General features: G+C 72.3%; 18 protein-coding genes and 1 pseudogene. 10 read left to right on the forward strand and 9 right to left on the reverse strand.

Annotated features, from left to right (window positions below):
* Positions 1–130 precede the first annotated feature (130 nt).
* The 3 genes from IE225_RS20375 (at position 131) to IE225_RS20385 (ending at position 5,015) form a co-directional block, all read left to right on the forward strand.
* Complete coding sequence (locus IE225_RS20375) at positions 131–886, forward strand: TIGR03089 family protein (RefSeq protein WP_190059017.1); 756 nt, start codon at positions 131–133, stop codon at positions 884–886.
* A gap of 630 nt (positions 887–1,516) precedes the next feature.
* On the forward strand, positions 1,517–3,253 hold the full coding sequence (locus IE225_RS20380) for an LCP family protein (protein WP_190059018.1): 1,737 nt from the start codon (positions 1,517–1,519) through the stop codon (positions 3,251–3,253).
* 151 nt (positions 3,254–3,404) lie between these two features.
* On the forward strand, positions 3,405–5,015 hold the full coding sequence (locus IE225_RS20385) for an LCP family protein (protein ID WP_229879827.1): 1,611 nt from the start codon (positions 3,405–3,407) through the stop codon (positions 5,013–5,015).
* A gap of 121 nt (positions 5,016–5,136) precedes the next feature.
* Here the strand turns inward: IE225_RS20385 and IE225_RS20390 are convergent, their stop codons facing one another.
* The gene (locus IE225_RS20390; protein WP_190059020.1) at positions 5,137–6,171 is read right to left on the reverse strand and encodes a glycosyltransferase family 2 protein; all 1,035 of its coding nucleotides are present in this window, start codon (positions 6,169–6,171) and stop codon (positions 5,137–5,139) included.
* Between the two features lie 141 nt (positions 6,172–6,312).
* On the opposite strand from IE225_RS20390, the gene IE225_RS20395 reads away from it, so the two are divergent.
* Positions 6,313–7,851, forward strand: a complete 1,539-nt coding sequence (locus tag IE225_RS20395; RefSeq protein ID WP_190059021.1) for an LCP family protein — start codon at positions 6,313–6,315, stop codon at positions 7,849–7,851.
* Between the two features lie 151 nt (positions 7,852–8,002).
* Here the strand turns inward: IE225_RS20395 and IE225_RS20400 are convergent, their stop codons facing one another.
* Positions 8,003–8,632 (reverse strand): acyl-CoA thioesterase, encoded by a 630-nt coding sequence (locus tag IE225_RS20400; RefSeq protein ID WP_190059022.1) that lies wholly within the window; start codon positions 8,630–8,632, stop codon positions 8,003–8,005.
* Between the two features lie 119 nt (positions 8,633–8,751).
* Here IE225_RS20400 and IE225_RS20405 point away from each other — a divergent pair, with 119 nt between their 5' ends.
* On the forward strand, positions 8,752–10,047 hold the full coding sequence (locus IE225_RS20405) for an LCP family protein (protein WP_190059023.1): 1,296 nt from the start codon (positions 8,752–8,754) through the stop codon (positions 10,045–10,047).
* A gap of 84 nt (positions 10,048–10,131) precedes the next feature.
* Here IE225_RS20405 and IE225_RS20410 read toward each other — a convergent pair whose 3' ends face one another.
* The gene (locus IE225_RS20410; RefSeq protein ID WP_268250008.1) at positions 10,132–11,289 is read right to left on the reverse strand and encodes an acyl-CoA dehydrogenase; all 1,158 of its coding nucleotides are present in this window, start codon (positions 11,287–11,289) and stop codon (positions 10,132–10,134) included.
* 234 nt (positions 11,290–11,523) lie between these two features.
* Here IE225_RS20410 and IE225_RS20415 point away from each other — a divergent pair, with 234 nt between their 5' ends.
* A complete protein-coding gene (locus tag IE225_RS20415) occupies positions 11,524–12,867 on the forward strand; it encodes a UDP-glucose dehydrogenase family protein (protein WP_190059024.1) in 1,344 nt (447 codons plus the stop codon).
* Between the two features lie 22 nt (positions 12,868–12,889).
* On the opposite strand, the gene IE225_RS20420 is transcribed toward IE225_RS20415, so the two are convergent.
* A complete protein-coding gene (locus IE225_RS20420) occupies positions 12,890–13,396 on the reverse strand; it encodes a CGNR zinc finger domain-containing protein (protein ID WP_190059025.1) in 507 nt (168 codons plus the stop codon).
* 119 nt (positions 13,397–13,515) lie between these two features.
* On the opposite strand from IE225_RS20420, the gene IE225_RS20425 reads away from it, so the two are divergent.
* From IE225_RS20425 to IE225_RS33330, 3 genes and pseudogenes are all read left to right on the forward strand, one after another.
* The gene (locus tag IE225_RS20425) at positions 13,516–13,884 is read left to right on the forward strand and encodes a VOC family protein (RefSeq protein ID WP_190059026.1); all 369 of its coding nucleotides are present in this window, start codon (positions 13,516–13,518) and stop codon (positions 13,882–13,884) included.
* A 17-nt stretch (positions 13,885–13,901) separates the two neighbouring features.
* On the forward strand, positions 13,902–14,294 hold the full coding sequence (locus IE225_RS20430; RefSeq protein WP_190059027.1) for a VOC family protein: 393 nt from the start codon (positions 13,902–13,904) through the stop codon (positions 14,292–14,294).
* A gap of 39 nt (positions 14,295–14,333) precedes the next feature.
* Positions 14,334–14,474 (forward strand): annotated as a pseudogene (locus IE225_RS33330) (alkene reductase); the annotation flags it as partial.
* Here the strand turns inward: IE225_RS33330 and IE225_RS20435 are convergent.
* The 3 genes from IE225_RS20435 to IE225_RS20445 form a co-directional block, all read right to left on the reverse strand.
* Positions 14,420–15,601, reverse strand: coding sequence for a dipeptidase (locus tag IE225_RS20435; RefSeq protein WP_190059028.1), 1,182 nt, complete (start codon positions 15,599–15,601; stop codon positions 14,420–14,422). The pseudogene IE225_RS33330 and the gene IE225_RS20435 overlap by 55 nt on opposite strands.
* A gap of 2 nt (positions 15,602–15,603) precedes the next feature.
* A complete protein-coding gene (gene purE, locus IE225_RS20440) occupies positions 15,604–16,110 on the reverse strand; it encodes a 5-(carboxyamino)imidazole ribonucleotide mutase (protein ID WP_190059118.1) in 507 nt (168 codons plus the stop codon).
* A 77-nt stretch (positions 16,111–16,187) separates the two neighbouring features.
* On the reverse strand, positions 16,188–17,327 hold the full coding sequence (locus tag IE225_RS20445) for a 5-(carboxyamino)imidazole ribonucleotide synthase (protein WP_190059029.1): 1,140 nt from the start codon (positions 17,325–17,327) through the stop codon (positions 16,188–16,190).
* A gap of 240 nt (positions 17,328–17,567) precedes the next feature.
* Between IE225_RS20445 and IE225_RS20450 the strand changes: the two genes are divergently transcribed.
* Positions 17,568–18,116: a GtrA family protein gene (locus IE225_RS20450; protein WP_190059030.1), complete on the forward strand. Its 549-nt coding sequence runs from the start codon at positions 17,568–17,570 to the stop codon at positions 18,114–18,116.
* Positions 18,117–18,195: 79 nt separating this feature from the next.
* On the opposite strand, the gene IE225_RS20455 is transcribed toward IE225_RS20450, so the two are convergent.
* Together IE225_RS20455 and IE225_RS20460 are read right to left on the reverse strand one after the other, a co-directional pair.
* The gene (locus tag IE225_RS20455) at positions 18,196–19,467 is read right to left on the reverse strand and encodes a sensor histidine kinase (RefSeq protein ID WP_190059031.1); all 1,272 of its coding nucleotides are present in this window, start codon (positions 19,465–19,467) and stop codon (positions 18,196–18,198) included.
* Positions 19,468–19,529: 62 nt separating this feature from the next.
* Positions 19,530–20,207: a response regulator transcription factor gene (locus tag IE225_RS20460; RefSeq protein ID WP_190059032.1), complete on the reverse strand. Its 678-nt coding sequence runs from the start codon at positions 20,205–20,207 to the stop codon at positions 19,530–19,532.
* Between the last annotated feature and the right edge of the window lie 189 nt (positions 20,208–20,396).

The raw sequence follows: 20,396 nt of genomic DNA on the forward strand, positions 1-20,396 counted from the left end.
TCCTGGACATAGTCATACAAACCTGTCCAACACGGAGTTGACGCCACGTCGGGTGACATTGCTCCGAACCGGTGGCGCGAAGAGCCGCCCGCGCTGCGTGCGCGGCCGTGCGCCGCGTACGCTTGCGTGAGTGAACGCCACCGACCGCACCCCCGCCGACCTGCTGCGTTCCGCGCTCGCCGCGGATCCGGGCCGCCCCCTGGTGACCTTCTACGACGACGCCACGGGCGAACGCGTCGAGTTGTCCGTGGCCACCTTCGCCAATTGGGTGGCCAAGACCGCCAACCTCCTGCAGGGCGACCTCGCCGCCTCCCCCGGCGACCGGGTCGCGCTGCTGCTGCCCGCGCACTGGCAGACGGCGGTGTGGCTGCTGGCGTGCTCCTCCGTCGGCGCCGTCGCCGACGTGGCCGGCGACCCGGCCGCGGCCGACGTGGTGGTCAGCGGCCCCGACACGCTGGACGCGGCGCGCGCCTGCCGCGGCGAGCGCGTGGCCCTCGCCCTGCGACCGCTCGGCGGGCGCTTCCCGCAGCCGCCGGACGGCTTCGTCGACTACGCCGTCGAAGTCCCCGGCCAGGGCGACCTCTTCACGCCGTACGCCCCCGTCGACCCCGAGGAGCCCGCGCTGATCGTGGCCGGGGCGGAGTACACGGGCGCGGAGGTGGTGGAGCGGGCGCGCGGCGACGCGCCGGAGCTCGGCCTGACCGGTCCCGGCTCCCGCATCCTCTCCGCGCTCCCCTACGACACCTGGCACGGACTCAGCGCCGGCCTGTTCGCGCCGCTCGCCGTGGGCGGGTCGGTCGTGCTGTGCCGGCACCTGGAGCGGCTGGGGGAGGACGCGGTGGCCAAGCGGGTGGAGAGCGAACGGGTCACGGCCACGGCGCGGTAGCGCTCCCGGGGGGCTGAGGGCTCGACAGCACTTCCCGGAGGCTCGGCATCGCTCCCCTGGGACTCGGCACCACTCCCCGGGCACTCGCCACCACTCCGGGACCGCGCCCGGCGCCCCTCCGGCCCCCGCCCGCCCCGGCGCACCCGGCGGCCCCCGATCCGACGGCCCCGGGCCCGCGCACCCTCTCCCCGCACCGGTCCGCACGACACCCTCACCGAATCCGTACGGCTCCCGTCCGCCGGGCCATTCCGCCGCAAAGGCCCGCCCGTACGAGCGGCCGTACGATTACGGCGCGTACCGGGGCGGGCACGGAAAGGTCATGGGAAGGCACGTCGGCACCCCGCCGCCGCTTCCGGTGTTCCGCCGGAAACGGTCCACCCGGGGCGTCCGCGGGTAAAGCAGGGGCCAAGACAACGAACAAACGTCTTAAGAAATGGGCGAATTGCCCGCTTGTAGGGACGTGGAATTTGTCACCGGCGTCGCTTAACGCTGAACTGGGCGGATAGTGTGAGCGATCCGGTGCATCCGGCCGCGAGGTCCGCCGCGAGGTCGTGCACTGGCTGACCGTGTGACCAAAGCGCCTTTGAGGGGGAAGGCGCGGCGTGGCCCCTACGGAGGATTCGGACGACCGTGGACGCGCAAGGCCGTGGGCGGGCGGAGAACATCGACCCCGCAGACCAGTGGGTGCTCAATCCGAACACCGGCGAATACGAACTGCGACTGACCCCTTCCGCACCGCAGTCACCGGTCCCCGGTCCCCGCCGGGCCGCACCCGGCGGCACCGCGGGCAGCCGGACGACGACCGCCCCCTCCCGGCGCACCCGTGAGGCGCCCGGCCGTGACGTTCCGCCACCGCGCCGACGCCGTCCGGACCCCGACGAACCGCTGCCGGGGCGGCGGGGGCGGCGGCCGGTGAAGAAGAAGTCGCGGGCGAAGAAGGCGCTGCTGTGGACCGGCGGCACGATGGCCTTCGTCGTCCTGACGGCCGCGACGGCCGGCTACCTCTACCTGAAGCACCTCAACGACAACATCACGTCGGTCTCCGACGACGGCGCGAGCACCGGTGGCTTCCAGAAGGACAAGGCCATCAACATCCTGCTCATCGGCACCGACAAACGCACCGGCAAGGGCAACGACGGCTACGGCGACTCCGGCAGCGTCGGCCACGCCGACACCACGATCCTGCTGCACGTGTCCAAGGACCGCTCCAACGCGACCGCGCTGAGCATCCCGCGCGACCTGATCGTCGACATTCCGGACTGCCCCACCAAGCAGGCGGACGGCACCACCAGGGTCATCCGCGGCACGGACAACGTCCGCTTCAACACCAGCCTGGGCCAGGACGGCCGTACCCCCTCCTGCACCATGCGCACGGTCACCGAGCTGACCGGCATCACCCCGGACGACTTCATGGTCGCCGACTTCAACGCGGTCAAGACGCTGACCACGGCGGTCGGCGGCGTCGAGGTGTGCCTGGGCAAGGACATCAACGACCCGGACTCGCACCTGAAGCTGTCCAAGGGCAGGCACACGATCGAGGGCGAGCAGGCGCTGGCGTTCGTGCGCACCCGGCACTCCGTGGGCTTCGGCGGCGACCTGAGCCGCATCCAGATCCAGCAGCAGTTCCTCAGCGCGCTGATGCGCAAGCTGAAGTCGAACGACACCCTCACCAACCCGTCGAAGATGCTCAAGCTCGCGGAGGCGGGCACCAAGGCGCTGACCGTCGACTCCAAGCTCGACAGCATCGGCAAGCTGAAGGACCTGGGGATGGAGCTGGGCAAGCTCAACGTCAAGAACCTCACCTTCACGACGGTCCCGGTGGTCGACAACCCGGCGGAGAAGGTGCACGCGACGGTGGTGCTGAAGAACCCGTCGGCCCAGCAGGTCTTCCAGATGATCAGGGACGACGTGTCCTTCACGGAGGTCAAGAAGAAGGAGAAGGCGGCGAAGGACGCCGCCGCCGACCGCCTCAAGGGCACCCAGGCCCCCGCCTCCGAGGTCCGGGTGCGGATCCTCAACGGCGGAGCCCCCGCCGGCAGCGCACAGGAAACTCTTACCTGGCTGCAGAATGATGAGGGCGTGACCAAGTCCGAGAACGCGGGCAACGCTCCCGGCGAGGCCGGTAGGACGACGCTGGAGTACGCGCCCGACCAGGCGGCCCAGGCGCGCCGGCTGGCCGCCATCATGGGACTGCCCGGTTCGGCGCTCAAGCCGGGCAAGAGCGTGACCAACTCCCAGGGCCTTCCCGCGATGACGCTGACGCTGGGCAAGGACTTCAAGGGGGCGGGCGTCCCGCTGACCCCGCCGACGAAGGCTCCGTCGGACGTCCGCAAGACCACGGCGGACAAGGTCGAGTGCGCCAAGTAGGCCGCGCCGGATAACCCTATGGGCCTTTCGCGCGTCTAACAGGGTGCGCGAAGGCGTGTTCGGTGGCGGAAAGGACCTGTCCCGGGACAGGCCCCAGGGTGGGGAGGCAGGGGAGTTGACGCAGAGCCGGGTGCGGGAGGAGGTTCCCGCGGTGAAGAACGCCGTGTCCCTGATACCGCGGGACGAACAGGGCGAACGCGACGAGAAGGAAGGCGACGGCAGACCGGCCGGCGGCACGCACGGCGGCCAGGGCCGGCCCGGTGCCGCGCGGCCGCGCCGGCGCCGGGTGCTGCGCTGGTCGGCGACGGTCCTGGCGGTGGTGATACTGGGCACCGCGGGCGCCGGCTACCTCTACTACCAGCACCTCAACGGCAACATCAGGAAGGACGACCTCAACCTCGGCGACGCCAAGGACCGCGCGGCCGAGACCCAGGCGAACGCGGCCGGTCAGAAGCCGCTGAACATCCTGCTGATCGGGTCCGACGCGCGGGACACCAAGGAGAACCAGGAACTCGGCGGCGCCCGCGAGACGTTCGGCGGCACGCCCCTGGCGGACGTGCAGATGCTCGTCCACGTCTCCGCGGACCGCAGCAACATGTCGGTCATCAGCATGCCGCGCGACACGCTGGTGCAGATCCCCAAGTGCACCGCTCCCGACGGCAAGGTCTACCCGGCGACGACGGGCCGGCTGATGACCAACGAGTCGCTGGGACGCGGCGGTCCGGGCTGTACGGTGGCGACGTGGGAGAAGCTGACGGACATCCACATCGACCACTTCATGATGATCGACTTCTCGGGTGTGGTGTCGATGGCGGACGCCGTCGGCGGCGTACCCGTGTGCGTGGACGCCAACGTCTACTCCCACACCTCCTCCGGCCACGGCTCGGGCCTGAAGCTGAAGAAGGGCACCACCTACATCAAGGGCAAGCAGGCCCTGCAGTGGCTGCGCACCCGGTACGGCTTCGAGGACGGCAGCGACCTGGCCCGCGCCAAGGCGCAGCACCAGTACATGAACGCGATGGTCCGCCAGCTGCGCGCCAACGCCACCCTCAGCAAACCGAACGAGCTGCGCGCTCTCGCCGAGGCGGCCACCCGGGCGCTCACCGTCGACAAGGGCCTGGACAGCGTCAAGAAGCTCTACGACCTGGCCACCGAACTGCGCAAGGTGCCCCCGCGGCGCATCACGATGACGACGATGCCCAACCGGTACGTCGGCGAGCGCGTCGAGCCCACCGAGGACGCCCAGACCCTGTTCCGGCTGGTCCGCGAGGACATCGCCCTCGACGGCAAGGACAAGAAGAAGAAGGCCCCCGTCAAGCAGGTCGCGGCGAGCACGGACCCGGCCGCGCCCGACGACCGGATCGGCGTCGTGGTGCAGAACGGCACCCGCACCGACACCCTGGGCCCGGTCGGCGGCCGCGCGGCCGCCGTGGCCCGGTTGCTGGCCGGCAAGGGCTTCACCCGGGCCTTCGCGGACACCTCGGCGGCGACCGCCCAGGAGACCACCGTGGTGCGCTACCCGAGCGCCGACCTGGCGGGCGACGCCCAGCGGGTGGCCAAGGCCCTGGGAATCCCGGCGAGTTCGGTGCAGCGCTCCACGGACGTCTCCGGCGTCACCCTCGTCGTGGGCGCGGACTGGCGCTCCGGCACCGCCTACCGGGCACCGAAGAAGGCCGCCGACAAGACCCCCGCGTCGGCACAGGCGATCAACGGTGCCGACACCAGCCAGTGCATGCACGTCAACCCGGACTTCACCTGGTAGGGGTCCGGGCCTCCCGGCGCTCGATGCCCGTCTTCCGGGCCTCCCGGCGCTCCGCGTCCGTCTTCCGCGCCTCCCGGCGCTCCGTGTCCGTCTTCCGCGCCTCCCGGCGCTCCGCGTCCGGTCAGCCGCCGTCGGCGGCGGTGACCGCGGGCCGCCGGGAGGCGATGACCTTCTTCGCCAGGGACCGGGGGCTGGTCAGGAAGCCCCATCCCCAGGACATGTGCATGGTGGCGAGGGCGACGGGGATCTGCAGGCGGGACCTCCACGGCAGGCCGCGGCCCGCCGGTATCGAGCCCAGGAGGATGGCGGCGAGGTAGCCGCCGGGGACGACCAGGCCCCACGGGGTGAGGACGGCGCCCACGACCAGCCCGGCGGCGATGGCGCACAGAGCGGTCGGCGGGGCCAGGTAGCGCAGGTTGATGGAACCGGCGTGGTAGCGGGCGACCACGTGCCGCCAACGGCCGTAGTCCTTGTACTGCTTGGCCAGGGCGCGGACGGTGGGGCGGGGGCGGTAGGACACCTTCAGCTCGGGCGAGAACCAGATCAGGCCGCCCGCCTCACGGATGCGGAAGTTCAGCTCCCAGTCCTGGGCACGGATGAACTCCTCGTTGTAGCCGCCCTGTTGCTCCAGCGCCTCGCGGCGGAAGACCCCGAGGTACACCGTCTCGGCGGGGCCGGCCTCGCCGCCGGTGTGGAAGGCGGCGTTGCCCACGCCTATCTTCGAGGTCATGGCGGCGGCGACGGCCTTCTCCCAGGCGGTCTCGCCCTCGGCGTGCATGATGCCGCCGACGTTCTGCGCGCCGGTCTCCTCCAGCAGCCGCACGGCCGTGGCGATGTAGTTCGGCGACAGCATGCCGTGGCCGTCGACCCGGACCACCACCGGGTGGCGGGAGGCCTTGATCGCGGCGTTCAGCGCGGCCGGGGTGCGGCCGGAGGGGTTGGGCACCGTGTGCACGCGCGGATCCTCGCGGACCAGCTCGGCCGCGATCTCGTCCGTGCGGTCCGTGGACGGACCGAGGGCGATCACGACCTCCAGCTCGCCGTCGTACTCCTGCGCGAGGATCGCGTGGACGGCCTGACGCAGATGCCGCTCCTCGTTGAGGACGGGCATGATCACGGACACGGCGGGGTGCCGCACGTCGGACTTGGCGTTCATCGGTGCTCACGTTACCGCGAACGGGCGACACCGGTGCGCGCCGCCGGGGCCGCTGCCCCGGTCAGCAGATCGTATGGGCCTACGGTGCTCACGGATCCCACGTACGGCTTCGGGCCCCAGCCGGCCCCAGCGGAGGTTTCCATGCCCAGCACGCCGCCCCGCTCCCCCGCCCGGTCCGGTGCCGGCCGCCCCCGCCCCCGCGGCGGCCGGCCGGCACCGGACCGGACGCACCGGCCGCCGTGGCCCCCCGCGCCGCGCCGCCGGCCGCGCTGGGCGATGCGCGCGATGGCCACGCTGTCGGCGGTGGCGCTGGCCTCGGCCGGGATCGGGCACCTGGTGATCAGCAGCCTGGACGCGACCATCACCCGCGTCGACCCGTTCAAGGACATGAAGAACCGGCCCCGGGCCGGTCACGGCATGAACGTGCTGCTGGTGGGCACCGACGGCCGGGACAGGGTGAGCGAGGCGCTGCGGCGCCGGTACCGGCTGGGCGGCCAGCCCTGCCACTGCACCGACACGATGATGATCGTGCACATCTCCGAGGACCGGCAGCGCGCCAGCGTCGTCAGCCTGCCCCGCGACTCCTACGCCGAGGCGCCCGCGCACACCGACCCCGCCACCGGCCGCCCGCACGGACCGCACCCGCTGAAACTCAACGCGGCCTACGCCGAGGGCGGCCCGCAGCTGACCGTGCGGACCGTGGAGGACATGACCCATCTGAAGATCGACCACTACCTGGAGGTCGACTTCACCAGCTTCATGCGCACCGTCGACGTCCTCGGCGGCGTGCAGGTGTGCACCACCCACCCGCTGAAGGACGGCTACACCGGCCTCGACCTGCCCGCCGGCACCCACACCCTGACGGGCGGGCAGGCCCTGCAGTACGTGCGGGCCCGGCACGTCGACGCGGCCTCCGACCTCGGCCGCATGGAACGCCAGCAGCGCTTCCTCGCCGCGCTCGTCGACCGGGCGACCTCCTCCGGGGTGCTGCTGAACCCGCTGAAGTTCCGCGACGTCACCCGGGCCGTGCTCGGCTCGGTCCGCGCCGACCGGGGCTTCGGCACCGGTGAACTGCTCGATCTCGGGCGGGCGATGCGCGACTTCTCCCCGCGCTCCTCGGAGTTCGCCACCGTCCCCGTCGCGCAGATGGGAGTCGTCAAGGGCATCGGCTCGACGCTCAAGTGGGACCAGGAGGGGGCGGCGCGGCTGTTCGCCGCCCTGCGCGAGGACCGCCCGCTGGCCGGGCGGCGCGTCTCCGAGCCGGACAGCGGACCGGACCGTGCGCCGGACCGCGGGCCGCGTCCGGTGCCGGTGGAGGTGGCACCGGGGCAGATCCGGGTCCAGGTGGAGAACGGCACAAGGATCAAGGGACTCGGGCGGCGCGTGGACGCCGCGCTCGCCGGCGCCGGCTTCCGCACCACCGGCCGGCCCGTCGACGCCGCCGAGCGCACCGCCCGGCACACCGTCGTCGCCCACGACCCCCGCTGGGACCGCTCCGCCCGCTCCCTCGCGGCCGCCCTGCCGGGCAGCGAACTGCGCGCGGTGCCGGGGCAGGGGCCGGTGCTGCGGGTGATCGCCGGGGCGGACTTCCACGACGTCCGCGAGGTCCGCGCCGAGACCCCGGTGCGGACGGAACCGACCGTGGTGCGGGGCGACCAGGTGGTGTGCCCGGCACCGTGAGCGGGGCGGGGGGAGGCTGGGGAGATACGGGGACGGGGCGGGGGGCCGAGGGAGACCGCTCGCCGGGTTCACCGGGCACACCGGGCACACCTGACATACCGGGCACCTCGGCTGCCCGCGCGAGGCCCGTCGGGCTGCTCCTGCCGCCGGGCTACTCCTCGTAACCCTCGGAGAGCCTGCGCTCCCGGAGCTCCATGATGGCCCGGCGGCGGGCCAGGCGGTGGGTGCGGCGGATCTGGGCCTCCTGGTAGCGGCGCTTGTCCTGTTCGGTCTCGGGGATGACCGGCGGGACGGGGCGCGGCCTGCCGTCGGCGTCCACGGCCGCGAAGACGAGGTAGGCGGAGCCGACGTGGGTGGGCGGGGTGGACTCGTTCCAGCGTTCGGCCAGGACCCGGACGCCGACCTCCATGGACGTGCGGCCGGTCCAGTTGACCTGCGCCTTGACGTGGACGAGGTCGCCGACGCGGACCGGCTCCAGGAACACCATCTCGTCCATGGACGCGGTGACCGCGGGACCGCCGCTGTGCCGGCCGGCGACGGCGCCCGCCGCGTCGTCGACCAGCTTCATGATCACGCCACCGTGCACCGTGCCCAGCAGGTTGGTGTCGTTGTGGGTCATGATGTGACTGAGGGTGGTCCGGGACGCCGAGGTCGGCTTGCCGGGAAGCCCGGGGTCCTCCGGGGTCTTCGGCGCGCCGCCGGCCGCCGGACCGGCCGGGGCGCCCGGGGTGTCCGGGGTGTCGGAAGTCTCCTGCTCCGAGACGGGGGCCTGCTTCGTCATGACCTCCACCTTATGCCGAGGCGCCGTTCGCGGACTTTGTGTCGGATTCGCAACAGGGCGGCCCTGATTTTCCGACGCCCCTTGTGAAGGACACCGGCGCGCCCGGCACACTGGGGCCCATGAACGAGTGGCCCGAGGGATGGTCCGACGACGGACGCGGCACCCGGTACGGACGCGGCAGCGCACAGCCCCAGCCGGAGGGCGCCCGCGTGATGCGCCAGGTGCGGCACGGCCAGGCCGGTCACGGCGGCTACGCCGGTCCCGGCGCGCCGGCGGCGCAGTACGGCGGCAGGGTGCCGCGGCAGCAGCCGTCGTACGTCGACGGCCAGGGCCACGGCGGCGGCTACGGCGATGACGGAGGGTACGACAGCGGCTACAACACCGGCCAGGTCTACGGCGGGTCCGGCGCGGGCGGCGGCGGTGTGCGGCCGCGCCCGAACTGGGGGCGCCGCATCAAGTGGACCGCGATCACGGTCGCCGGCGCGCTGGTGGTCACCGCCGTGGGCACGTACTTCTGGGCCGACTCCAAGCTGCACCGCGACGTCGACCTGTCCACGGTCATCGACCGCCCGGCGACGGGCGAGGGCACCAACTACCTGATCGTCGGCTCCGACAGCCGCGCCGGCCTGTCCGACGAGCAGAAGAAGAAGCTGCACACCGGGTCCGCGGAGGGCAAGCGCACGGACTCGATGATGATCCTGCACGTCGGCGACAACGGCGACACGCTGATCTCGCTGCCGCGCGACTCGGACGTAGTGATCCCCACGTACAAGGGGTCGGCGTCCGGCAAGGTCTACCAGGGCAGAGGCCGGCACACCAAGCTCAACGCCGCCTACGCCGAGGACGGGCCGACCCTTCTGGTCCGTACGATCGAGTACAACACCGGCCTGCACATCGACCATTACGTCGAGATCGGCTTCGCCGGGTTCGCGAACATCGTGGACGCGGTCGGCGGCGTCGAGATCACCATCGACAAGCCGTTCAAGGACAAGTACTCCGGCGCCGACTTCAAGGCGGGCAAGCAGAAGCTGAACGGCGAGCAGGCCCTGGCCTTCGTCCGCACCCGGCACGCGTTCGCCGCCAGCGACCTGCAACGCACCAAGAACCAGCAGAAGTTCCTCTCCGCGCTGGCCCACCAGGTGGCCACCCCGTCGACGGTCCTGAACCCCTTCAAGCTCTACCCGACGATGGGCGCGGGCCTCGACTCCCTCATCGTCGACAAGGACATGTCCCTGTGGGACCTGGCCTCCATGTTCTGGGCGATGAAGGGCGTCAGCGGCGGCGAGGGCACGTCCATGAACATGCCGATCGCGGGCAACGCCCCCAACGGCAACCTGCAGTGGGACATGGCGAAGGTCAAGACCCTGGTCAACGAACTGAAGAACGACGAGAAGGTCACCGTCTCCGGCAACTGAGGCCGCTGAGGAACGAAAAGCGCCGAGGGCACCCCGGAGGGTGTCCCCGGCGCCGGCTCGTGCGGGTCCCCAACCGCGGACCGCCTACGGCAGGTTGCGCGCCATCACGATGCGCTGGACCTGGTTGGTGCCCTCATAAATCTGGGTGATCTTGGCGTCGCGCATCATCCGCTCCACCGGGTAGTCGCGGGTGTAGCCGTAGCCGCCGAGGAGCTGGACCGCGTCGGTGGTGACCTCCATCGCGACGTCGGAGGCGAAGCACTTGGCCGCCGCGCCGTGGAAGGTGAGGTCGGGGTCGTTGCGCTCGGACTTGGCGGCGGCCGCGTAGGTGAGCTGGCGGGCGGCCTCGATCTTCATGGCCATGTCGGCGAGCATGAACTGGATGCCCTGGAAGTCGGCGATGGGCTTGCCGAACTGCTTGCGCTCGCGGACGTAGTTCTTGGCGTAGTCCAGGGCGCCCTGGGCGATGCCGAGGGCCTGGGCGGCGATGGTGATGCGGGTGTGGTCCAGGGTCCGCATGGCCGTGGCGAAGCCGGTGCCCTCCTCGCCGATCATGCGGTCGGCGGGGATGCGGACGTTGTCGAGGTAGACCTCGCGGGTCGGGGAGCCCTTGATGCCGAGCTTCTTCTCGGGGGCGCCGAAGGAGACGCCCGGGTCGGACTTCTCGACGACGAACGCCGAGATGCCCTTGGAGCGCTTCTCCGGGTCCGTCACCGCCATGACCGTGTAGTACTCGCTCACGCCCGCGTTGGTGATCCAGCGCTTGACGCCGTTGAGCACCCAGTGGTCGCCGTCGCGCACCGCCCGCGTCTTCATGCCGGCCGCGTCGGAGCCGGCCTCGGGCTCGGAGAGGCAGTACGAGAACATCGCGTCGCCCTTGGCGAGCGGGCCCAGGTACTTCTTCTTCAGCTCCTCCGAGCCGGCGAGGATCACCGGCAGGGAGCCCAGCTTGTTGACCGCCGGGATCAGGGAGGAGGAGGCGCAGACGCGGGCGACCTCCTCGATGACGATGACGGTGGCCAGCGCGTCGGCGCCCGCGCCGCCGTACTCCTCGGGTACGTGCACGGCGTGCAGGTCGTTGGCGACGAGGGCGTCGAGGGCCTCCTGCGGGAAGCGGGCCTCCTCGTCCACCGCGGCGGCGTACGGCGCGATCTTCGCCTCGGCCAGCGAGCGGACGGCGTCGCGGAGCATGTCGTGCTCCTCGGACGGGCGGTACAGGTCGAAGTCAGCCGATCCGGCCAAGGTCTCTCACGCTCCAAAGACGCTCGTGACGTGTGATGAAAGGGTACTGCGGACGCTAACTACCGTTAAGTAACTCAAATTTTAGGGCGCCTCCTTCATGAGCGGCACGTGAGTTAGGCGACAGCGGGAGGCTTCCCCGTCAGGGGCCCCGGCCACGCCCCCGTTATGCTCGGGCCCGCAGCGACGCCGTACCCGTCGACGCCGTACCCGTCTTCGTCCCGAGCAGGAGCAGTCATGGCCCTCAAGATCACCGTGATCGGCACCGGTTACCTCGGCGCCACGCACGCGGCGGCCATGGCGGAGCTGGGGTTCGAGGTGCTGGGCCTCGACGTGGTCCCCGAGAAGATCGAGACGCTGCGGCGCGGTGAGGCACCCCTGTACGAGCCGGGGCTGGACGAGTTGCTGCGCCGGCACGTCGCCGGCCTGGAGGGCTCCAGCGGGCGGCTGCGGTTCACCACCGACTGGGCGGAGGTCGCCGCCTTCGGCGATGTGCACTTCGTGTGCGTGAACACGCCGCAGAAGCACGGCGAGTACGCCTGCGACATGAGCTACGTGGACGCCGCGATCACCTCGCTCGCCCCGCACCTGACCGGTCCCGCCCTGGTCGTCGGCAAGTCGACCGTGCCGGTCGGCTCCGCGGACCGGCTGGCCCGGGTGCTGGCGGAGCTGGCGCCGGCCGGACAGGACGCGGAGCTGGCCTGGAACCCGGAGTTCCTGCGCGAGGGTTACGCCGTCGAGGACACGCTGCACCCCGACCGCATCGTCATCGGCGTGCGCAGCGAGCGTGCGGAGAAGCTGCTGCGCGAGGTGTACGCCACGCCCATCGCCGAGGGCTCCCCGCTGGTCGTGACCGACTTCCCGACGGCCGAGCTGGTGAAGACGGCCGCGAACTCCTTCCTCGCCACCAAGATTTCCTTCATCAACGCGATGGCGGAGGTGTGCGAGGCCGCGGGCGGTGACGTGGCCAAGCTGGCGGAGGCCATCGGGTACGACGACCGGATCGGCAGGAAGTTCCTGCGCGCCGGCATCGGTTTCGGCGGCGGCTGCCTGCCCAAGGACATCCGGGCGTTCATGGCGCGCGCCGGCGAGCTGGGCGCGGACCAGGCGCTGACGTTCCTGCGCGAGATCGACTCGATCAACATGCGGCAGCGGGCCCGGATGGTGGAGCTGGCGCGGCACGCCCTGGGCGGCGGGCCGTTCCTCGGCAAGCGGGTCGCGGTGCTCGGCGCCACCTTCAAGCCGGACTCCGACGACGTGCGCGACTCGCCCGCCCTGAACGTCGCCGGGCAGATCCACCTGCAGGGCGGCCAGGTCACGGTGTACGACCCGAAGGGCATGGAGAACGCCCGCCGGGTCTTCCCCACCCTCGGCTACGCCGACTCGGCGCTGGAGGCGGTGCGCGGCGCCGACGTGGTGCTGCACCTGACCGAGTGGCGCGAGTTCCGCGAGCTGGACCCGGAGGAGCTCGGCGAGGTGGTCGCCGCCCGGGTCGTCCTGGACGGGCGCAACGCGCTCGACGCGGAGCGCTGGCGCCGGGCCGGCTGGACCTACCGGGCGATGGGCCGCCCGACCGCCTGACGCTTCGTCAGCATCCGTTCCGTTACGGCTGTTTGGCGCGGTAGCGGCGCATCTTCGCGCGCGCCCCGCACACCGACATCGAGCACCAGCGGCGGCGGCCGGCCGGGCTGCGGTCGTAGTACGCCCAGTGGCAGGCCGGCGCCTCGCACGCCTTCAGCCGGGTCCAGGTGCCCCGTCCGGCCGCCTCGGCGACGGCCAGCGCGACCCGGGCGAGCAGCGGTCCGTCGTCGACCGCGGCGAGGCGTGCCGTGCCGTCCGCCGGGTCGACGGCGACGTACAGCGGCGCGCGGGCCAGCAGCTCGCCGAGCGGGGTCACCGCGCGGTGCGGCGGGTGGCCGGCGTGCGCCAGCAGGGCCGCGCGCAGCGACTCGCGCAGCTCCCGCGCCTGCGGCAGCTCCGCCTCCGTGACGCCGAGGCGCGCCCGGCCCTCGGCCGTGTCCAGCGCGTCGGCGCCCGCCTCGATGTCCAGCGTGTTCACGAGGGACTCGACCAGGGCCAGACCCCCGGGCGCGGGCGCTTGCTCACTCATGGCAGCGACGGTACCGCGCACGTCCCCTTGCGGTGTTACCGGTGATGCGGGAGCATGCGGTAACGGTTACCGGTTGCCCGCCCTTACGGGTAACCACCCCCTCGAGGAGGAGGAACGTCATGGCTCTCGCCAGGCTCGGTGTCGTCGTCCTGGACTGTCCCGACCCCCGTGCGCTCGCCGGGTTCTACGCCGAGGTGCTGGGCGGCACGGTGGAGGAGGACCCCAAGGACGCCGGCTGGGTGGACCTGAAGGTGCCGGGCGGCCCATCGCTGGCCTTCCAGGCGGCCCCCGGGTACGTGCCGCCGCGGTGGCCGGCGGCCGACCACTCGCAGCAGTTCCACCTGGACCTGACCGTCGACGACCTGGACGCGGCGGAGCAGGGCGTCCTGGCGCTCGGTGCCCGGCCGCTGGACGCCGAGGACCGCTCGCGCAGCTTCCGTGTGTACGCGGACCCGGCGGGGCACCCGTTCTGCCTGTGCGCCTGCTGACCGACCGGAGGTTTCCCATGGCACCCGTGGCCCGTCTGCGCAACGTGGTCGTCGACTGCCCCGACCCGCGGGCACTGGCCGCCTTCTACGCCGAGGTCGGCGGCGGCACCCCGCAGGCCGAGGACGACGACTGGGTCGTCCTGCACCTCCCCGGCGGGCCGCGGCTGACCTTCCAGCGGGCGCCCGGCCACACCCCGCCGGAGTGGCCGCGCGCCGACCGCAACGGGCAGCAGTTCCACCTCGACTTCGACGCCGGGTCGACGTGGGAGGAGATGGACGCGGCGCACGAGCGGGTGCTGGCGCTGGGCGCGCGGCCGCTGGACCTGGAGGACGCCGAGACGAAGGACTTCCGGGTCTACGCCGACCCGGCGGGCCACCCGTTCTGCCTCTGCCGGATCGAGCACGGCTGAGGCCGTCCGGACCGGCGCGCCCGACGCCTGCCCGGGGTGGGCGCGCCGCTGAACCCGGTGCGCGACCGGTACTTCATGTACGTGGGCGGGGCGACCGGCTACACCGACTACCCAGCCCTGGAGGATCAGCGGCCGTCCAGTTCCTCGATGGTCGCGGTGGACGGTGCGCGCGTGGACTGAAGGTCGCGGGCCATGTCCTCCGCGGCGCGCAGCACCCGGACCGCGTTCTTCCAGGTCAGCTTGGCCAGGTCGGCGCGGGACCAGCCGCGGTCGAGCAGCTCGGCGAGCAGGTGGGGGTAGCCGGAGACGTCGTCGAGGCCGGCGGGGGTGAAGGCCGTGCCGTCGTAGTCGCCGCCGATGCCGAGGTGGTCGATGCCGGCGACCTCGCGCATGTGGTCGAGGTGGTCGGCGACGGTCGCGGCCGTGGCGACCGGGCGCGGGTGGCGCTCCTCGAAGGCGCGGTGGACCTTCATCGCCTCCGGGGTGGTGTCCAGGGGGTGGAAGCCGTGGGCGCGCAGGTGCTCGTCGGCGGCCGCCGTCCAGTCGACGGCGGCCTGCAGGACGAACTTCGGCACGAACGTCACCATGGCCACGCCCCCGTTGGCGGGCAGGCGCTCCAGCACGTCGTCGGGGATGTTGCGGGGGTGGTCGCACACCGCGCGCGCCGAGGAGTGGGAGAAGATCACCGGCGCCGACGTGGCGTCCAGCGCGTCGTGCATCGTCGTCGCCGCGACGTGCGAGAGGTCGACGAGCATGCCGAGGCGGTTCATCTCCCGCACCACCTCGCGGCCGAACGCGGACAGGCCGCCCACGCCGGGCTTGTCCGTCGCGGAGTCCGCCCACGGCACGTTGTCGTTGTGGGTGAGCGTCAGGTAGCGCACGCCGAGCGCGTACAGCGCCCGCAGCGCGCCCAGCGAGCAGGCGATGGAGTGGCCGCCCTCGGCGCCCATGAGGGAGGCGATCCGGCCCTCCCGGCGGGCCGCCTCCAGGTCGTCGGCGCCGAACGCGGCCCGCAGGTCGGCCGGGTGGCGGTCGACGAGCCGCCGTACGCAGTCGATCTGCTCCAGCGTCGCCGTCACCGGGTCCGGCAGGTCGGTGCGCACGTACACCGACCAGAACTGCGCCCCGACCCCGCCCGCGCGCAGCCGCGGCAGGTCGGTGTGCAGGTGGGCGTGTTGCGGTACGGCGATGTCGCGGGCGTCGAGGTTGTAGCGCACCTGCTCGCGCAGCGCCCAGGGCAGGTCGTTGTGGCCGTCGACGACCGGGAACTCCCGCAGCAGTTCCCGGGCCTGCTCCAGTGAGGTCATCGTCACTTCCCGCCGGCGAAGCCGAAGCCGCCGTTCGCGCCTTCGACCTTCGCCCGCAGTCGCCGCCCCTTCTCGGTGGCCTGGTCGTTCAGCTCCTGCTGGAACTCCCGCATCCGGCCCAGCAGTTCCTCGTCGTGCGCGGCGAGCATGCGGGCCGCCAGCAGCCCGGCGTTGCGGGCCCCGGCCACCGAGACCGTGGCGACCGGCACACCGGCCGGCATCTGCACGATGGACAGCAGGCTGTCCATGCCGTCGAGGTACTTCAGCGGCACCGGCACACCGATCACCGGCAGCGGGGTCACCGACGCCAGCATGCCGGGCAGGTGGGCGGCCCCGCCGGCCCCGGCGATGATCACCTTCAGCCCGCGCTCGGCGGCCTGCTCGCCGTACGCGATCATCTCGCGGGGCATCCGGTGCGCGGAGACGACGTCGACCTCGTAGGGGATCTCGAACTCGTCGAGCGCCTGGGCGGCGGCCTCCATGACGGGCCAGTCGGAGTCCGAACCCATGACGATGCCCACCAGGGGAAGGGGGCGCGCGCCGGCGCTCGATGAGGGGCCGTGGTCGGGCGACGGGTGGGCGGGGCTCATTCGGTGATCGTGCCTCTCAGATAGCCGGCAGCGTGACGGGCGCGCTCCAGCACGTCGTCCAGGTCGTCGCCGTAGGTGTTGACGTGGCCCACCTTGCGGCCGGGCTTCACGTCCTTGCCGTACATGTGGATCTTGAGCTGGGGGTCGCGGGCCATGCAGTGCAGGTACGCGGGGTACATGTCGGGGAAGTCCCCGCCCAGCACGTTGACCATGACCGTCCACTTCGCGCGCGGGCGCGGGTCGCCCAGCGGCAGGTCGAGGACCGCGCGCAGGTGGTTGGCGAACTGGCTGGTGACCGCGCCGTCCATGGACCAGTGGCCGGAGTTGTGCGGGCGCATGGCCAGCTCGTTGACCAGGATGCGGCCGTCGCGGGTCTGGAACAGCTCCACGGCCAGGTGGCCGACGACGTCGAGCTCCTTGGCGATGGTCAGGGCCATCTCCGTCGCCTGCAGGGCGAGGTGCTCCTCCAGGTCCGGCGCCGGGGCGATCACCGTGTCGCAGACGCCGTTGACCTGCCGGGACTCCACGACCGGGTAGGCGACGGCCTGGCCGTGCGGGGAGCGCACGACGTTGGCGGCCAGCTCCCGCACGAAGTCGACCTTCTCCTCGGCGAGGACGGGGACGCCCGCCTTGAAGGGGTCGGCGGCCTCCTCGGCGGAGTTCACCACCCACACGCCCTTGCCGTCGTAGCCGCCGCGCACGGTCTTCAGCACGACCGGGAAGCCTTCGCCCTCGGCGGCGAACGCGGCCACGTCGGCCGGGTCGGAGACGATGCGGTGGCGCGGGCAGGGGATGCCGATCGCGTCCAGCTTCGCCCGCATCACGCCCTTGTCCTGGGCGTGCACCAGCGCGTCCGGGCCCGGGCGCACCACGACGCCGTCCGCCTGGAGCGCCCGCAGGTGCTCGGTGGGGACGTGCTCGTGGTCGAAGGTGACCACGTCGCAGCCCCGCGCGAAGGCGCGCAGCGTGTCCAGGTCGCGGTAGTCGCCGACGACGACGTTGTTCACGACCTGCGCCGCGGAGTCCTGAGGAGTGTCACTGAGGAGCTTGAACCTGATGCCCAGCGGGATGCCCGCCTCGTGCGTCATACGAGCGAGCTGGCCACCGCCGACCATGCCGACTACCGGGAACGTCACGCTCCTAGAGTACCCAGCGCCGCCGGGAGGGGTCCGACCCGGCCACGGCGGCCGGAATCACGCCCCCCGCGGGGGGGCGGCGCCCTGGTACCCGCCTGCTTCCGTCCGGTCTCTTTCCCACCGCTTTCCGGCCTCTTTCCGACCTATTGCCGACCTCTCGGGTCGTACCCGGGCACAAGCGGGGGCCGCTGGTTAGCATGACGGAGTTGACGAACCCTACGGACGGGGGCCTGCACGACCATGGAACGTGGTTCCTCGGGACCTCATGCGGCGCCCCCGGCGCCCCGCGGTGCCCTGCGCCGGCGGATCGGCCTGCTGTGGCGGGAGGTCGCCAAGTTCGGCGCGGTGGGCGGGGCCGGCCTGCTGGTCAACATGCTGGTGTTCAACCTGGTCCGGCACGTGACCGACCTGCAGGTGGTGCGGGCGAGCGTCATCGCGACGGTCGTGGCGATCGCCTTCAACTACCTCGGCTTCCGCTACTTCACCTACCGGGACCGCGACCGCAGCGGGCGCACCCGGGAGATGGTCCTGTTCCTGCTGTTCAGCGCGGCCGGGCTGGTCATCGAGAACGGGGTGCTGTACCTCGCGACGTACGGCTTCGGCTGGGACAGCCCGCTGCAGAGCAACATCTTCAAGTTCCTCGGCATCGGCGTCGCCACGCTGTTCCGGTTCTGGTCCTACCGCACGTGGGTGTTCCGGGCGCTGCCGGCCCGGCAGGCGGTGGCGGACGCGGAGTCGTTCCTCGGGAAGGAGCCGGGCGGACGACGCCGGCAGCGGGCGATGCGCTGACCCCGGCCGGCCCGCCGGACGCGCGGGCTCATCTGACCGTCGGCCTCATCTGACCGTCGGCCTCATCTGGCCGTCGGGCTCACCTGACCGTCGGCTGCTCCCCCTCCGGCGCCCGCCTGGGCGGGGTGCGGGAGAGGAACAGGCCGAAGACCGGGGGCTTGGCCTGCAGGAGTTCCAGGCGCCCGCCGTCCGCCTCGGCGAGGTCCCGGGCGACGGCGAGGCCGATGCCGGTGGAGTTGCGGCCGCTGATCGTGCGCTCGAAGATCCGCGCGCCCAGGTCGGGCGGAACGCCCGGACCCTCGTCCGTCACCTCCACGACGGCCTGGTTGCCGGTGACGCGGGTGCGCAGCGCGACCGTGCCGCCGCCGTGCATCAGCGAGTTCTCGATCAGCGCGGCCAGCACCTGGGCCACCGCGCCGGGCGTGCCCACGGCCTGCAGGCCGCGCTTGCCGGAGCTGACGATGGCCCGGCCCGCGCTGCGGTAGGCGGGGCGCCACTCGGCGATCTGCTGCTGGATGACGTCGTCGAGGTCGAAGGTGACGGCGGAGCCGTTGCGCGGGTCGCGGGAGTTGGTCAGCAGCCGCTCGACGACGTCCGTGAGGCGCTCCACCTGCGTCAGCGCGATGGTGGCCTCCTCCTTCACGGTGTCCAGGTCCTCGGTGAGGGTGATCTCCTCCAGGCGCATGGACAGCGCGGTCAGGGGGGTGCGCAGCTGGTGGGAGGCGTCGGCGGCCAGGCGCCGCTCGGCGGTGAGCATGCGCGCGATGCGTTCGGCGGAGGAGTCCAGGACGTCCGCGACCCGGTCCAGCTCCGGCACGCCGTAGCGCTTGTGCCGGGGGCGCGGGTCACCGGAGCCGAGGCGTTCGGCGGTCTCGGCGAGGTCGGTCAGCGGGGAGGCGAGCCGGTTGGCCTGGCGGATGGCGAGGAGCACGGCCGCGACCACGGCGAGCAGCGCCACCAGCGCGATGATCAGCAGCGTACGGCCGACCTCGCGGGTGACCGTGGAGCGCGGTTCCTCGACGACGACCGTCTCGCCGCGCTCGCCCCGCGCGGTGCCCCGGATGACCTCGCCGTCCGGTTCGGCGCCGACCGCGACGGTCCGCTCGCCGGGGATGCGGATCACCGCGTAGCGGTCCTCGGTGAGCTGCTCCCGGAAGACCTGGGCGTCGACCGGCTCGTCGCCCACCAGCCGGCTGTCCACGATGCTGGCCAGCCGGGCCGCCTCCAGGGTGACCCGCTCCTGGGCGGTGTTGCTGATGGTGCGGCTCTCCACGATGACGAGGGAGACGCCGAAGACGGCGATCACGACGAGCACCACGGCGAGCGTGGACTGGATCAGTCGACGGCGCATGTCCCTCTTACGGTCCGCTCAGGTGCCCGGCTGCGGGTCCGGTGGCCCGGCCGCGGGCGGTTTCAGTTCTTCTCGAAGCGGAAGCCCACGCCGCGCACGGTGGAGATGTAGCGCGGGTTGGCGGCGTCGTCGCCGAGCTTCTTGCGCAGCCAGGAGATGTGCATGTCGAGGGTCTTGGTCGACGACCACCACGTGGTGTCCCAGACCTCGCGCATCAACTGGTCGCGGGTGACGACCCGGCCGGCGTCCCGCACCAGCACCCGCAGCAGGTCGAACTCCTTGGCCGTGAGCTGCAGTTCCTCGTCGCCCATCCACGCGCGGTGCGACTCGACGTCGATGCGCACGCCGTGCGTGGCGGGCGGCTGCTGCGGTTCGGCGGCGCCGCGCCGCAGCAGGGCCCGGACGCGGGCGAGCAGTTCGGCGAGCCGGAAGGGCTTGGTGACGTAGTCGTCGGCACCCGCGTCCAGGCCGACCACGGTGTCGACCTCGTCGGCCCGCGCCGTGAGGATCAGGATCGGAACGGTGTGCCCGTCGGCACGCAGCCGCCGGGCGACCTCCAGGCCGTCCATGCCGGGCAGGCCGAGGTCCAGCACGACCAGGTCGACGCCGCCCTGCATCCCGGCGTCGAGCGCGGCGGGTCCGTCCTCACGCACCTCGACCTCGTACCCCTCCCGGCGCAGGGCGCGGGCCAGCGGTTCCGAGATGGACGCATCGTCCTCGGCGAGCAGTACACGGGTCATGAGGTGATGGTAGTCCGCCGCGGACGAATGCCGAGGTGTGATGCGGGTGGGTGATTCTTACCTTCGCGCCACCCGGCGCGCACGCCCCCGCGGGCCCGGCCGGCGGCTCCCGCGGGGCTTGGCTAGCGGGGCTCCCCGCAGGCCCGGTCTGCGGCTCCCCGCAGGCTCGGTCCGCGGCTCCCTGCGGGC

The organism is Streptomyces echinoruber, from assembly GCF_014651135.1.
Lineage (GTDB): Bacteria > Actinomycetota > Actinomycetes > Streptomycetales > Streptomycetaceae > Streptomyces > Streptomyces echinoruber.